The 13412-nt window shown below is 68.2% G+C and carries 13 protein-coding genes; 3 read left to right on the top strand and 10 right to left on the bottom strand.

The window, feature by feature from the left end:
- Positions 1 to 31: 31 nt before the first annotated feature.
- The 4 genes from QM568_RS04905 to QM568_RS04890 all read right to left on the bottom strand — a co-directional run bounded on the left by QM568_RS04905 (position 32) and on the right by QM568_RS04890 (position 3738).
- On the bottom strand, positions 32 to 718 hold the full coding sequence (locus QM568_RS04905; RefSeq protein WP_415136410.1) for a Fic family protein: 687 nt from the start codon (positions 716 to 718) through the stop codon (positions 32 to 34).
- A 106-nt stretch (positions 719 to 824) separates the two neighbouring features.
- The gene (locus QM568_RS04900) at positions 825 to 1886 is read right to left on the bottom strand and encodes a Gfo/Idh/MocA family protein (protein ID WP_415136408.1); all 1062 of its coding nucleotides are present in this window, start codon (positions 1884 to 1886) and stop codon (positions 825 to 827) included.
- Positions 1883 to 2611 (bottom strand): cupin domain-containing protein, encoded by a 729-nt coding sequence (locus QM568_RS04895; RefSeq protein ID WP_415136406.1) that lies wholly within the window; start codon positions 2609 to 2611, stop codon positions 1883 to 1885. Before QM568_RS04895 ends, QM568_RS04900 begins: the two co-directional genes overlap by 4 nt.
- Positions 2608 to 3738 (bottom strand): Gfo/Idh/MocA family protein, encoded by a 1131-nt coding sequence (locus tag QM568_RS04890; RefSeq protein WP_415136404.1) that lies wholly within the window; start codon positions 3736 to 3738, stop codon positions 2608 to 2610. The genes QM568_RS04895 and QM568_RS04890 overlap by 4 nt, the downstream gene beginning before the upstream one ends.
- Positions 3739 to 3833: 95 nt before the next feature.
- On the opposite strand from QM568_RS04890, the gene QM568_RS04885 reads away from it, so the two are divergent.
- Entirely contained in the window at positions 3834 to 4805 is a 972-nt protein-coding gene (locus QM568_RS04885; RefSeq protein WP_415136402.1) for a LacI family DNA-binding transcriptional regulator, read from the top strand.
- A 49-nt stretch (positions 4806 to 4854) separates the two neighbouring features.
- A complete protein-coding gene (locus tag QM568_RS04880) occupies positions 4855 to 5478 on the top strand; it encodes a TetR/AcrR family transcriptional regulator (RefSeq protein WP_415136400.1) in 624 nt (207 codons plus the stop codon).
- A gap of 67 nt (positions 5479 to 5545) precedes the next feature.
- Here the strand turns inward: QM568_RS04880 and QM568_RS04875 are convergent, their stop codons facing one another.
- The 3 genes from QM568_RS04875 to QM568_RS04865 form a co-directional block, all read right to left on the bottom strand.
- Positions 5546 to 6670: a Gfo/Idh/MocA family protein gene (locus QM568_RS04875; RefSeq protein ID WP_415136398.1), complete on the bottom strand. Its 1125-nt coding sequence runs from the start codon at positions 6668 to 6670 to the stop codon at positions 5546 to 5548.
- Positions 6667 to 7491, bottom strand: a complete 825-nt coding sequence (locus QM568_RS04870; RefSeq protein WP_415136396.1) for a sugar phosphate isomerase/epimerase family protein — start codon at positions 7489 to 7491, stop codon at positions 6667 to 6669. Before QM568_RS04870 ends, QM568_RS04875 begins: the two co-directional genes overlap by 4 nt.
- Positions 7492 to 7694: 203 nt before the next feature.
- Positions 7695 to 9755, bottom strand: a complete 2061-nt coding sequence (locus QM568_RS04865) for a Tat pathway signal sequence domain protein (RefSeq protein ID WP_415136394.1) — start codon at positions 9753 to 9755, stop codon at positions 7695 to 7697.
- A gap of 31 nt (positions 9756 to 9786) precedes the next feature.
- Between QM568_RS04865 and QM568_RS04860 the strand changes: the two genes are divergently transcribed.
- The gene (locus QM568_RS04860; RefSeq protein ID WP_415136392.1) at positions 9787 to 10011 is read left to right on the top strand and encodes a hypothetical protein; all 225 of its coding nucleotides are present in this window, start codon (positions 9787 to 9789) and stop codon (positions 10009 to 10011) included.
- A gap of 55 nt (positions 10012 to 10066) precedes the next feature.
- Here QM568_RS04860 and QM568_RS04855 read toward each other — a convergent pair whose 3' ends face one another.
- The 3 genes from QM568_RS04855 to QM568_RS04845 form a co-directional block, all read right to left on the bottom strand.
- A complete protein-coding gene (locus QM568_RS04855; protein ID WP_415136390.1) occupies positions 10067 to 11047 on the bottom strand; it encodes a LacI family DNA-binding transcriptional regulator in 981 nt (326 codons plus the stop codon).
- A gap of 51 nt (positions 11048 to 11098) precedes the next feature.
- Positions 11099 to 12895 (bottom strand): beta-glucuronidase, encoded by a 1797-nt coding sequence (uidA, locus tag QM568_RS04850; protein WP_415136388.1) that lies wholly within the window; start codon positions 12893 to 12895, stop codon positions 11099 to 11101.
- 115 nt (positions 12896 to 13010) lie between these two features.
- Entirely contained in the window at positions 13011 to 13265 is a 255-nt protein-coding gene (locus tag QM568_RS04845; RefSeq protein ID WP_415136386.1) for a hypothetical protein, read from the bottom strand.
- Positions 13266 to 13412: the final 147 nt, after the last annotated feature.

Genomic DNA, 13412 nt, shown 5'->3' with positions numbered 1-13412 from the left:
CGCGACCGGAGCGGGCCGGGTCGGGCGGGGATCAGCGGAAGTCCTCGGAAATCATCCAACGATCGCGCACCCGGAATGCGGGGATCGTCTGCCGTCGCGCCTTGTTGGTCGCCGACGCACCGCTGACGCCGACGGCCCGAGCCCAGTCGGCGAGAGCGACCACACGGCGACTCGTGACGAGGGCGATGCGTTTGTGCAAGGACTCGAGTACGAGCAGCACCAGCAGGCGGGTCATCCCGTCGTGGGAGCTCCGCGTCGAGTACTCCTCGAGCTGGGGGTAGTAGTCGCTGTGCCGGTTGCGGGCACGCACGATGAGCGGCGGCACGCCGGCATCCTGCAACTGCTTGTTGATCAGCACTCGGCCGATGCGCCCGTTGCCGTCGACGAACGGGTGGATGAGTTCGAACTCGCAATGGAACCAGGCGACGCGCTCGAGAAGTGTCATCGACTCGTCGGCCAGGAATCGTTCGACCGCGCCGGTGATCAGCTCCGGCACGAAGGCCGGGTTGGCGCCGAGATGCCCTCCGACCCGCACCCATTCATCGCCGCGGCGAAACCGACCGGCGATGTCGTCTCGGATTCCGGCGAGCAGCATCCCGTGCCAGCGGAGGATCAGCTGTGTCGAGAGATCCTCGCTCTCGGAGAGCAGATCCTCCGTGACGGCGGCGAGATTCTTCGCCTCGTAGATCTCGCGAAGCTCACGGCGCCCCGTCGGCATCCGGTCGCTCCCAGGCGGTCCGATTGATCACGGCCATCACCCTCCCGGAACGAACCTCATTTACCGTGAACCCTAGCCCAAAACCCCCTAAATTCACGCAAAATCGTCATCCGGCCAACACCCGCGCGTTCTGCTGGGCGAGGATGCTGAGTTCGGCGGCGGCGAACGCGTGCTCCTGGGTCATCGCGGTCTCTGTGCGGTCGAGGCAGTCCCTGATCAGCCGCCCGAAGAACGGGAACCCGGTCTTTCCGGTGGCATCGAAGCGGAACTGCCCGTCGTGGTTCGCGAGCAGCACCTGGTCGCCGCCGTTGTCGGTGGTGATGTCGATGTACTTGCGCAGCTCGATATAGCCGTCTGTCCCCAGAATCAGCGTGCGCCCATCGCCGAAGACGTCGATGCCCGCGGGCGTGAACCAGTCCACGCGCACATAGCCGGTCGTGCCGTTGTCGAGCACGACGTGGGCGTCTCCGAAGTCCTGCAGGCCAGGGGTCTCCGGATGCGCGTAGTTCGCGATGGTCGAACTGACGATCTCGCCGTTCGACGCCCCAGTGAAGTACAGCATCTGCTCGAAATTGTGGCTGCCGATATCGCAGAGGATGCCGCCGTACAGCGCTGGGTCGTAGAACCAGTCCGGCCGGCCGCTGCCGACCGTGTGCGGCCCGAAAGAGGCGACCTGCAGCACCCGGCCGATCGCGCCCTGGTCGATCAGCTGACCGGCGAGGATCGCCGCCTCCGACTGCACCCGCTCTCCGTAGTACACGGCGAATTTCCCTCCGGTGCGCGCTACGGCCTCGCGCGCGGCCGCGAGATCCTCGAGAGTGGTGATGGCTGGTTTGTCGGCGAAGAAGTCCTTCCCCGCGTCGAGCACACACACGCCGAGCCGTGCCCGCTCGCTCGCGATCGACGCGCTCGCGACGAGACGCACCTCTGGATCCTCGAGCACCTCCTCCACGCTCGCTGCGACCCGCGCCTGCGGAAAGCGTTCGATGAAGTCGGCGACCTTGGCCGGATCCGGCTCATACACCAGCGACAGCGTGGCGCCCGCATCGAGCAGGTGGTGCACCATGCCGTGGATGTGACCGTGGTCGAGCCCCACGGCCGCGAACACGAACTCGCCTGGCGCGACGACCGGCTCCGGCAGGGGGTCGAAGGTGTAGGTACTGGTCACTTCTGCTCCTTTGCATCGCTGGTCACATCGTAGGTTCGCAGCAGCCCGCACATGCCGTATCGGCGGTTGCCGACGGATGCCGCAGCCTCGTGCACCCGCGCACCGTCGAGGTGCCGACGCTCACCCGCGGCGATGGCTTCGGCGAGCGCGATCGACCGCTGAGCGTCAGCCAGCGGCCCTCGGCGGACGAGCTCTGCCCACCCCGCTGCGCGCTCGCGCACGAGCGCAGCGGATGCCGCCATGAACGCGTCGAGCGGTGCTCTGTCGCCCGTGAGCAGCGCGTCGCGAAGGACATCGAATCCCGCCACTGCGAGGTCGCGGCGGCGCTGTGCGCGGCCGGCCCGGCCCTCGTCGTCGTCACCCAGAGAGGCGGCTTCAGCATAGGCTGCGGCATCCGCCACGATCTCGGCGGGGAAGGTCATCACGGCATCCCCCGCCTCCGGGAGTCCGGCGTTGCTCATCAGCACCACCACACGCAGACCCCCTCGGTTGACGGCGCGATGGATCGTGCCCGGCGTGAACCACACGACCGTTCCGGCGCGCAGCGGCGTCTCCCGGAATCCGTCGCCGTCGATGGTCTGCAATGCGCCTTCGCCTGCGATCACGACATAGGCCTCGGTGGACACGAGGTGCAGATGCGGGCTGCCTCCGCACACGCCGTCTCCTGCGGCGGAGTCGTAGACGTCGAGGTGCGACAGCGAGGTGCCGCCGGGGAAGGCGCTCATGAGGCGGCCTCGATCAGCGACGCCTTCTTCTCGAAGAAGTGCGGAGCGTTCGCGACGAGCTGCCCTGCGCGGTAGTACGGGTCGTTGACCTGCAGCGGGAGCGTGACGACCTCGCGCTCGAACCCCGCCTTGTAGATGGCGGTGACGACCTCGACGGCGTTCCGGCCGTCGCGGCCGTCCGCGATCGGCGGGCGGCCTTCACGGATGGCGGCGAGCAGGTCGCCGACCTGCCCGTCGTGCCCGAGGTGCGCGAGCGGCTCGCGCCCGGCGACGATCGCCTCGATCGCGGCCTGCCTCTCGACATCGCGCTCCTTCTCGGGGAATCCGTCTGGCCGGGACCGCTCGGCGATGACCCGCCACGGCTGCGAGATCATGGCGTGCTCGCCGTGGATCACGATCTCCTTCTCCTCGCCGTGATGCACGACCGAGCTCGTCAACTGCGCGAGTGCCCGCTCGTAGCGGAACACGGCGACCGAGAGGTCTTCGACCTCGGCGTTGTCGTGCTGGGCGTTCGCGAGCATGGCGGTGACCTCGACGGGTCGGCCCAGCAGCCACAGCAGCAGATCGATGTGGTGGATGGCGTGATTGAGGGTGCAGCCGCCGCCCTCCTTCTCCCACGTGCCCCGCCACCACAGGTCGTAGTAGGGCAGTCCCCGCCACCATGCCGAGTCGATGCGGACGTGCGAGATCGCACCCAGCAGCCCCGAGTCGACGACCGCTTTGAGAGCGGCGAGGTCGTCGCGGAACCGGTTCTGGGCGACGACCGAGAGCAGCCGGCCGCTGCGCTCCTGGGCTGCGAGCATCGCGTCGCACTCCTCGAGCGATGGTGCCATCGGCTTCTCGACGAGCACGTGGATGCCGGCGTCGAGCGCAGCGATCGCCAGCGGCGCGTGCGTCGACGGCGGAGTCGCGATGCTCACGACATCGAGCCGCGCGCGGGCGATCATCGTCGCCGGGTCGTCGTAGGCGACCGCATCCGACAGCCCGAAGGCGGCCGCCTTCTGCGCCGCCTTCCCGGGGATGACGTCGGCGAGGGCGACGATCTCGCACTCCGCGCCGAAGGCCCGGTAGGCACTGATGTGTGCGTCGGCGATGCCGCCGGTGCCGATGATCCCGATCCTCAGCATGTTCCATCCTCATCGATTTACTACGTATTACCACTACGTAGTAGATACTATCGAGGACATCGGCCCGTCCGTCAAGAGGCCGCAAGGAGGAAGACATGGACCGGCGCCCGACCAGTCACGATGTCGCCCGCCTCGCCGGCGTCTCGCAATCGACCGTGTCCTTCGTGTTCACCGGGCGCGCCGGCATCTCGGAGGCGACCCGCGAGAAGGTGCTCCGTGCGGCATCCGAACTGAACTACCGTCCGAATCTCGCTGCCAGGACGATGCGCACTCGGCGTACAGGGCGGCTCGCGGTGGTGGTGCCCCTGGCGACGATGAATCCGCTCACGCTGCTCTCCGGCGCGGTGGCCGCCGCACACGACGAGGGCTACGTGGTCGAGGTCGTCAGCCTCCCCGACGATCCCTCCTCCCGCCTGGCCGAGATCGTCGACTCGGGACAGTACGAAGGGGTGCTGTCGTTCACGCCGCTGCCCGCCCTCCCCCCATCCGAAGCCGGAGCCGTGGTGCTCTCGGTCGGCGAGTTCGACGACGAGATGCACATGGCTGGTGCGTTCACCGACGCCCGGCCGATCGCCGAGATGATGGCGCACCTCGCCGCGGGCGGACACCGTCGCTTCGTCCACCTCGCCGGCCCCCAGGACTTCCCCTCGGCGCGCGCGCGGCGCGCAGCGTACCTCGCCGCCGTCGACGACCTGGGCGTCGAGTCGCTGGGGGTGATCGACGGCGACTGGAGCGGGGACTCGGGGGCGGATGCCGTCGCCGCCCTGCCCGACGACGCTCCCCCGCTGGCGGTCATCGCCGCCAACGACATCATCGCCACCGGCGCGATCCGCGCCGCGACCCTGCGGGGATGGCGGCTGCCGGAGCAGATCGCGGTCACCGGATGGGACGACCACCACCAGAGCGCGTTCCTCGTGCCGTCGCTGACCAGCGTCCGCCAGGATCGCGAACGCCTTGGCGCCCATTCGATGCGCCGATTGATCGCCGCCGTCCGCGGCGAGGAGGCGCCGGAGAGGCCTCCTGGCCTGCTCAGCATCGTCTGGCGCGAGTCGACCGGAACGGCGTGACCGGGAAACCTCCGGCTGGAGGCTTCTGACTGCTCGGTATCATCGGGACATGACCGACTCTCCTGACGGTGCGCCGCGCGCTACGGGGCGCTACGCGAAGGGCATCGCCCGTCGACAGGAGATCCTCGAGAAGGCGATCGAGGTGTTCGCCCGCAGGGGCGCGCGGAAGACGAGCCTGCGAGCGATCGCGCAGGAGGTCGGCATCACCCACGCCGCGCTGACCCACTACTTCGGCTCCCTCGAAGAGCTGCTGGTCGAGGTGTACCGCGCGTCGCAGCACCGGCCGAGCAGCGAGCGGGCGTTGCCGCCGGATGCGAGTCCGGCCATGGCCATGAGCATCTCGGCCGAGGCGAACCGTGAGATCCCCGGCCTGGTGCAGCTGTACTCCACGCTCGTGGCGATGGCCCTCGAAGACGACCATCCGATCGCGCAGAAGTTCGCCACCAAGCGGTTCGCACGACTGCGCGAAGAGATCGCGGAGCAGGTCGTCGGTCTGCAGTCGTCCGGTCACATCCGCGCCGATCTCGACCCTGTGCAGGTCGCGGCTCTCATCATCGCGGCATCCGACGGCCTGCAGATCCAGTGGCTTCTCGACGACAGTGTCGACCACGAGGCAGCGCTCGAGATGCTCGATCGGCTGCTGCGGGGCATCGCCCCCGCAGCGGCCGACTGAACGCACGAAGACCGTGCGCCCGTGGGCTTCGAGCCGACGGGCGCACGGTCTTCGTCTGCGGCAGCCCTCAGAGGGTCGCGGCGAAGGGGTCGAACCCCTCCGGCAGCAACGGGACAGGGGCGACCGTGCTCTCGACGACGACGGTCTGGCCTGTGGCCGCCGACTCCTGAGCCGACAGCAGGACGTCGAGGACGTGGAACCCGAGCTCGCCCGAAGCGACGTGCGGGCGATCGGCGGCGATCGCGCGCACCATGTCGAGCGCCCCGAGACCGCGGCCGACCGCGATGTCCTCGTGCTCGATCTCGATCCACTCCTGTTCGAACTTCATGCCGTCGCGGATGACGCCCAGCGGCTTCACGGAGGCGATGCGTCCGGCGAACTGGTTCGGGTCGGCGATCACGATCGACCCGTCGGTGCCGTGGATCTCGACGACGCCGTGGCGCTCGAGCGCCGAGTCGAAGCTCAGCAGGCTCTGCGCAGAGGCACCCTGCTCGAAAGCCGTGACGATCTGGATCGTGGACGGCACCTCGACCGGGAACGTCGTGCCAGCGTTCGGGCCGGTGCGGATCTCGCGCTCCTCACGCGCCTTGGTGCCGACGGCCGAGACGCGCTCGACGGGGCCGAGCAGGCTGACGAGGGCCGAGACGTAGTACGGCCCCATGTCGAGCAGGGGACCTGCGCCCTGCGCGAAGAGGAACGCGGGGCTCGGATGCCACAGATCGGGCCCCTGGGTCTGGAACACGGTCTGCGCGAACAGCGGACGCCCGATGACGCCCCCCTCGATCGCGCGGCGCGCGGCCTGGAATGCGGGTCCGAGGAGCGTGTCGGGCGCCGAGCCGACGCGCAGCCCCGCGGCATCCGCTTCACGGAGCAGCTCGGCTGCGCCGTCGCGGTCGAGGCCCAGCGGCTTCTCGGTCCACACGTGCTTTCCCGCGGCGATCGCCTTGCGAGAGACCTCGACGTGCACGGCGGGGATCGTCAGGTTGACGACGAGGTCGACCCCAGGATGGGCGAGCACGTCATCGGCGCTGCCGAAGGCCGGCACGCCGTGCTTCTCGGCCTGCGCCTGCGCGCGGTCGAGCAGCAGATCGCCGACGATGAGCACGTCGACGTCGGGGAACGCGGAGAGGTTCTCGAGGTAGGTGTCGCTGATGACGCCGACGCCGATGATGCCGATGCCGACGGCGCTCATCGGGCGAATCCGCCCTCGACGAGGAACGCGTAGCTGGCGGTGATGTCGGCGAACACGTCGCCTGGTGCGTTGTCGTACTCGATGACGGCGTACTTCAGAGCGGATGCCGCGCGAAGAGCGTCGGCGAGGGGCACGTCGCCGGTGCCGGCGTGACGCTGGTCGAAGCTGTCCGAGCCGAACTCGCCCGCGCCAGGAGCGAAGGGGTTGGCGGCCGGGACAATGCCGTCCTTGACGTGCACGGCGACGAGACGGTCGCCCAGGCGCGAGACCAGAGCGGGGACGTCCTGCCCGCCGGTGAGCGCCCAGTACAGGTCGAGCTCGAGCACGACACGCTCGTCGGTGAGCTCGACGAAGCGCTCGTAGGCGCTCTGCCCGTCGAAGTCGGCGACGAACTCCTGCGCGTGGTTGTGGTAGCCGACCTCGAGGCCGAAGCCCGCCGCGGTGTCGACGAGCGCGTTCAGGCGGTCGGCGATGTCGGTCACGCCCTCGAGCGTGAACCAGCGGTCGGGTGTCACGAACGGGTCGATGACCGTCTTCAGCCCGACCTTCGCCGCGGCCTCGAAGACGACCTCGGGCGCGGGGGTCGGGATCGAGCCGTCCGGCGTCCACAGCTCGTCGGAGAGCAGCGGCGCGTGGCCGGTGGGAGAGGCGAGGCCCGAGGCGTCGAGCGCGGCGCGGATCTCGTCGGGGCGGCGGACGAAGTCGAACGCCTCGACGTTGCGCAGGCCGATCGCGGCGAGCTTGTCGAGCGAGCCCGCCATGTCGGCGGAGAACTCCGCGGCGAGGGTGTACAGCTGAACCGAGGTTTCTGGCAGGGCCACGTTGACCTTCCTTGCTAGGGATCTCTGAGGGGCGTCGACGCCCGGGGACTCAGATTACCAGAAAACCTCCATGCGGAGGTATCTCTTCTTCCGGCGCTCGCACCGTCATCGTGGAGACGAGCGCAGCGCCGCGGATGCCGCGGATGCCGAACACGACGAGCGTGTCCGGTATCCGAGACGTCCTCCTCGACCGACTTCAGGGCTCAGATGCAGTCCCCCACGAGAGCGATGCACTGGATCGCAGCGAGTCCGTACTGCGCGCTCGAGTTCGTGGCGAAGGGCGCTTCGTCGATCGGATTGAGCACAGCGGGTCCTTCGATGCGCGTCGACGTGAAGGCGAGGCTCTCGGGATATCCGGCATGCCCTGTCCGGAACTCCTGCCAAGCCCGCGCCGCCAAGGCGCTGTCGTCGAGCTGGGACGCCGCATACGCGGTTCCGCGCGAACACGCCTGGCGCAGATTCTGGCTACCCCAGGACGTGCCGGTGATGGCGATCTGCTCGGCCGAGGTCCCGTTGTAGAGACGGCAGTAGTTCACCCACTGCTCACGCACGGCATCGTCATCGATCAGCTCGATGAGCTCCGCCATCAGCTCGAACAGGCCGAACACGCTGTCGAGCGACCCCACATCGACGCTCTGGGTGTCGGGGCCGGTGAACTTTCCGTCCGCGAGGTCGTACCTGACCTCGCCGCCCTGAGCCCACCCGTTCGGAAGCGCCGCGATCGAGGTCGCGCCGTTGACGAGCTTCGTCCGCGCGATCTCGTCCCCGTTGCGCTCCCACTCGGCCAGCCACGCCAGGCCCAGCGCACCCCAGTCCGTCGTGGTCGAGACGCCGAGCGCGTGCTCATCGGGCTCATAGGCCTCTTCGCGGATCTTGCGCGACGGATCCAGCACGAGGAACGTCTTGTCCGCATCCACGAGATCGTGCATGAGATCTCCGACGCGCTCGTCCGCGGTGAGGAAGTAGTAGAACCTCCGGTAGCCGGCGTTGCTGATCCGCTGCTGCTTGGCGCTGTCGCCCCAGTGCATGATGCCGTGCCTGGTGCCGAGATCGCGGTACTTGCCGAGGTGATAGACATCGACCTCTCCGGTGTGACGGGTCATCGCCTCCGCGAAGCGGAACGCGGTGGCATCGCCCGTGCGCAGGTAGTGGTACCAGAGCCACATGTCCGTGCTGAGCTCGGAGTTGTCCCACGCGTACCCGCCGACGTCGTAACACCACACGTGACGATCCTCGTCGAAGCTGTGCATGACGTCGCCGTAGTCCCAGAAGCCGTACCAGGATCGCTGATCCACTTGCGACACGTAGTGCGCGTGCATGAACGCCAGCTTGTCCTCGAGGGCGATCTTGGCGAGGCTCGAGCGGTCGACGGGCGCCCACGACCCGAACACGCCGGCCGAGTGGTTGTGCTCCGGCGTGCTGATCAGCTGGGGCGGCAGCGCGTTGGCATCGGCGAGCGCACTGAAATCGGATGCCGTCGGCGTCGCGCCGAGCGCCCAGAAGCTGAGTTCCGTCGTCCTCGCGACCCCGTAGGGCGAGCCGAACCCCGGCTCGTAGTCCTCGTAGGTGATCTCGAGGGCGTCCAGCTGCTTCTCATAGGTGTCCTGACCCATGCCGTCGTGGTAGAAGCGCAGATCCATCGCCCCGGCTTTCGGCGACCACATCCACACCGTCGCCGAGGCGACGCCTCCGGCGGCCCCCGAGATCTCGAGCTCGGTCGGATGCAGCTGCCAGAAGTTGCGCATGCCGAACGCGAGGCCACCGGTCGGGCTGCCGACGTAGCCGAGTCCGCGGGCGCGCTTGCCGCCGTCGACGCGGATCCAGGATCGTCCGCTCGCGGTGCGCTTGCGGATCTCGAACCCGTGAGCGGTCAGCTGGCTCAGGCTGTAGTCGCCCCATGCGGGGATCCACTGCAGGCGCGTGGTGACGCGCTGATCCCAGGTCGAGGGATCCGGCGTCGCGACACCCGCGATCTGCGCGGCGCGCACCGCTTCGCCCGGATCACGCCTCAGACCGGTGATTCCACGCACAGCCTCGCCGAGGACGCCTGCGCCTTCACCGGCGAAGCGGATGTGACGATCATGCAGCTGCGCGGCGAGCGGCACGGAGACGGTGAAGCCGAGCCCGTTGATGAAGTCCTTGTTCTCGTCGCCGTCGAAGACGAAGCTGCGCACGACGCGCACGCGATCCGACCCGGCGTACAGGTAGAACCGCACATCGAAGGGCAGCCAGCAGCGCCGGCCCTTCTGATGCGAACCCGTCATCGTCACCGACCTCGCTGACCTCCCCGCGGAGATGCGGTCGGTCGCGGCAACCCTGTCCGTTCCGCTCATCGACCTCACGGCGCGCAGCCGTGACCTGGTCGAGTCCCTCGGCCCGGTCGAGTCCGAGCCGATCTATCTCATCCGCATCAACGGCGATCGCACCCACACCTCCGAGTACGGTGCGGGGGTCTACGCGGGCATCGTCGCCGAGGAGCTGCAGAGCCTCGACCTGCTGCCAGCATCCCTCTGGCGCTGATGCTCTGAGCCGCCCGCCGCACCGAGTCCGTACGGTGCGGCGGGCTTTTCTGTGCTCAGGTCGTCCCGCGCACGATGAGGCCGGTGGCGAGCGGGGCGTCGCCGGGCGCTTCGCCGACAAGCATCCCCACCGCCCTCGCCGCGACCGCTTCGAGCGGCGACGAGACTGTCGTCAGCGGCGGCGAGGTGAAGGTCGACCCGTAGATGTCGTCGAACCCGACGATGGCCAGCTCGCCGGGTACGGAGACACCGGCCGCCTGCGCCTGCTGCAGCAGGCCGATCGCGACCTGGTCGTTGTAGGCGACGGCGACGCCGGTCGGTGCCGCCAGGACGCGCTCCAGAGCCGATCGCCCGGCCTCGATCGTCTGGTCTCCGATCGGGATCTCGAAGACCGACAGCGACCGTGCGCGCGCCCCCTCGTACAGGGCCCGCCATCGCTGTGCGTTCATCCACGAGCTCGCCGGCCCCGAAAGGTAGGCGACGGCGTCGTGCCCACGAGCGGCGAGATGGTCCAGGAGCTGCCCGATGCCGGATGCGACATCGGGGTACGCGCCCGGGAGTCCATCGACCGCTCTGTTCACGAGCACCAGAGGCTTCTCCGCCGACAGCGCCCTGATCTCGTCATCGTCGAGCCACGTCATCGCGAGCACGAGACCGTCGACGCTGCGCAGCAGACTCCGCGCCGTGTCGGCCTCCCTGGGGCCGGACTCCTGGGACTCGGCGATGATCAGCGTGTACCCGGCGGCCGCAGCCGCCCGCTCGGCGCCGCGGATCACCCCGAACACGACGGGGTTGGTGATGTCCGCGAGCACGAGACCGATCGTCGATGTCCGTCCGGTCAGCAGCGTGCGAGCTGCGGGGTTGAAGCGGAACCCGAGCTCGGCGGCGGCGGCGGAGATGCGTGCCGTCGTCTGCGACGAGATCCTGCCAGGGTGATTGAGCGCTCTCGACACCGTGGACGCGCTCACTCCGGCGCGTTCGGCGACATCGTAGATCGTGACCGCTGGGCGTGCCTTCGACGCGGATCGATCATCCATTGGAGGCCTCTCTTCGCGCGTCACGCATGCGCGTTGGTCCCAGCGACGGATTCAGCCCGCTGAGCCCGTCGCATCGCTGCTGGTCCACCGCGCCCGCAGGGAGTGCGCCGCGGCCTTCGGCAGGCGATCACGTGTGAAGACGCCCTTGCGATTGCCGCCGACGCGCATGGTCCCCGCGGTGGTGGTGAAGTCGCTGAACACCCAGACCTGCTCGCCGACGATCGCGTCGATCCGGTCGAAGACGCGATGGTACATCGCGAAGAACTCGGACTGGAACTCCTCCGTCCACGGCGTGGGCACGACGGAGTGCAGGCCCGGATACGTGTCGGCGCCGTACTCGGTCATGATGATCGGCTTGCCGTCCGTCGCCCACGCCCGAAGCTCGGTCTCCAGCTGCTCCTCCGCGAGAGCGAGGTCACCTGGTTCGATGTACCAGCCGTAGTAACGATTGATCATCAGCACGTCGCTGTACTTCGCGAGGCGGCACTCGCCGTGCGGCGCGAGCACCACGTTCACCACTCCGACGGGCCGCGTCGGATCCGCCTGCCTCGCCACCTCGAACAGCGGCGCGAAGTAGCGCTCGGCCGCCTCCGTCTCGGACTCGGGCTCGTTCGCGATGCTCCACAGCACGACACTGGGGTGGTTCTTGTCACGGGCGATCAGCTCTCTGATCGCCTGTGCGTGCACGCGCTGGGTGTTCGCGTTGATCGTCTCGTCCGTGAAGGTCACGTATCCCTGCGCGCCGAAGACACCGCCGCCGATGCCCATGTTCAGGCCGACGGCCGCCGTCTCATCGATCACCACGATCCCGTTCCGGTCGGCGTAGTCGAGGACGTCCTCCGAGTACGGGTAGTGCGAGGTGCGGATGGAGTTACCTCCGGTCCATCGGATGAGCTCGAAGTCGTGCAGCATGAAGGCGTCGTTGTGCCCCTTGCCGATCACGGGGATGTCCTCGTGCTTCGCGAAGCCGCGGAAGTGGAAAGGTTCGCCGTTGATCAGGAAGCGGATGCCGTCGACCCGCACCGTGCGGACGCCGACGGCCTGGTGATACTGGTCGACGACGGTCTCCCCATCGCAGAGCTCGATCGTGAGTCGGTAGAGGTAACCGTCGCCGGGCGCCCACCGGTGCACATCGGGGATCGTGACGGATGCTTCGGCCCCGAGCGCCTGGCCGACAGGGACCCCCTCGGCGTCAGTCACGCTCGCGCGCACCTGAAGCGATTCAGCCGCGACCGATGAGATGCGGTAGTCGATGACGCCGTCGGTACCGTCGAGGTCTGTGACGACGGTGATGTCGTCGATGTGGCTCTTCGGCGTCGATGAGAGCCAGACCGAGCGATGGATGCCGGCGTAGTTGAAGAAGTCGTGCCAGTACTTCTGGCGCCTGCCCTGAGAGGTCTCGATCACGACGCCCGGGGGGATCGTCTCGAAGGTGAGCGTGTTGTCCACCTCGACGGTCACCCGCACTGCCGAGCCCGGTACGGCCATCTCGGTGATGTCGATCTCGAACGGCGTGTAGCCGCCCTCGTGCCCCCCAGCCTCCACCCCGTCGATCCAGACCGTCGCGCGGTGGGTGACCGATTCGAAGGAGAGCACGATGCGACGCGACTCCCAGCCTCGGGGGATCCACACGTCGGTCTCGTACCAGGCCGAGCCCACGTGCATCCGGATCGCGGCGTCGACGAACACGTCGTTGTAGCTGGCGGGAACAGCCATCTGTCGCGCCTGCGCGAGGGGGCGCTGCGCCCACTGCTCGCGTCGGCCATCGCCGTTCTCGTCGACGCGGAACCGCCATAGCCCGTTGAGCAGCTTGCGCTCGCGGTGGGGGTTCTCCTGCGGCCTGAGCATGATGTCTCCTTCGAGCGCCGACGGCGCTCTTGCACAGATGTCAATCGGTTGCCACAAACGCTAACAGTCCTGGCATCCGCTCTCAAGAAAGCGCTTCCCGAAGCACGATGAAGCCCTAATGGGCCACGATGAGCACGAGGACGACGATTGCGCCGAGGCTCGCGAGGCCGACGAGGGCGATGAATCGGTGCCTCCAGGGCAGCCCCGCGCGGGAGACGGCGATGAGTGCGATCAGGCCGAGAGTGAGCACGTAGATACCGACGCTGATCTGCAGGGCGATTGTGAGGGTCAGCGCACCGAGCCAGGCCATGCAGAGCGCGATCAGCGGAATGGATGCCGATCCGATGGCGCCTGCGGCGATGCGGACCATGGTGCGCAGTTCGGTGGGAGCGGGTCTGTCAAGTTAACGGTGTAACTGGGTTGTTGTTGGTTAGCGGTGGTGGGCGCTGAGGCGCCCGTCGAAGGTGATGTCGAAGGCGTTGAGTGCTTGTTTCCAGCGTTGCGTCCATCGGGCTCG

It is taken from the genome of Microbacterium sp. (genome assembly GCF_047607465.1).
Taxonomy (GTDB): domain Bacteria; phylum Actinomycetota; class Actinomycetes; order Actinomycetales; family Microbacteriaceae; genus Microbacterium.
The sequence above is the reverse complement of the archived record's forward strand: the minus strand, read 5'-3'. Positions and strand labels throughout refer to the sequence as shown.

Excerpts from the sequence above, each read along its gene's own strand:
- QM568_RS04905 (WP_415136410.1), bottom strand. The coding sequence starts at position 718 with ATGCCGACGGGGCGCCGTGAGCTTCGCGAGATCTACGAGGCGAAGAAT.
- QM568_RS04895 (WP_415136406.1), bottom strand. The coding sequence starts at position 2,611 with ATGAGCGCCTTCCCCGGCGGCACCTCGCTGTCGCACCTCGACGTCTAC.
- QM568_RS04890 (WP_415136404.1), bottom strand. The coding sequence starts at position 3,738 with ATGCTGAGGATCGGGATCATCGGCACCGGCGGCATCGCCGACGCACAC.
- QM568_RS04885 (WP_415136402.1), top strand. The coding sequence starts at position 3,834 with ATGGACCGGCGCCCGACCAGTCACGATGTCGCCCGCCTCGCCGGCGTC.
- QM568_RS04880 (WP_415136400.1), top strand. The coding sequence starts at position 4,855 with ATGACCGACTCTCCTGACGGTGCGCCGCGCGCTACGGGGCGCTACGCG.
- QM568_RS04875 (WP_415136398.1), bottom strand. The coding sequence starts at position 6,670 with ATGAGCGCCGTCGGCATCGGCATCATCGGCGTCGGCGTCATCAGCGAC.
- QM568_RS04865 (WP_415136394.1), bottom strand. The coding sequence starts at position 9,755 with ATGACGGGTTCGCATCAGAAGGGCCGGCGCTGCTGGCTGCCCTTCGAT.
- QM568_RS04860 (WP_415136392.1), top strand. The coding sequence starts at position 9,787 with ATGCGGTCGGTCGCGGCAACCCTGTCCGTTCCGCTCATCGACCTCACG.
- QM568_RS04855 (WP_415136390.1), bottom strand. The coding sequence starts at position 11,047 with ATGGATGATCGATCCGCGTCGAAGGCACGCCCAGCGGTCACGATCTAC.
- uidA (WP_415136388.1), bottom strand. The coding sequence starts at position 12,895 with ATGCTCAGGCCGCAGGAGAACCCCCACCGCGAGCGCAAGCTGCTCAAC.
- QM568_RS04845 (WP_415136386.1), bottom strand. The coding sequence starts at position 13,265 with ATGGTCCGCATCGCCGCAGGCGCCATCGGATCGGCATCCATTCCGCTG.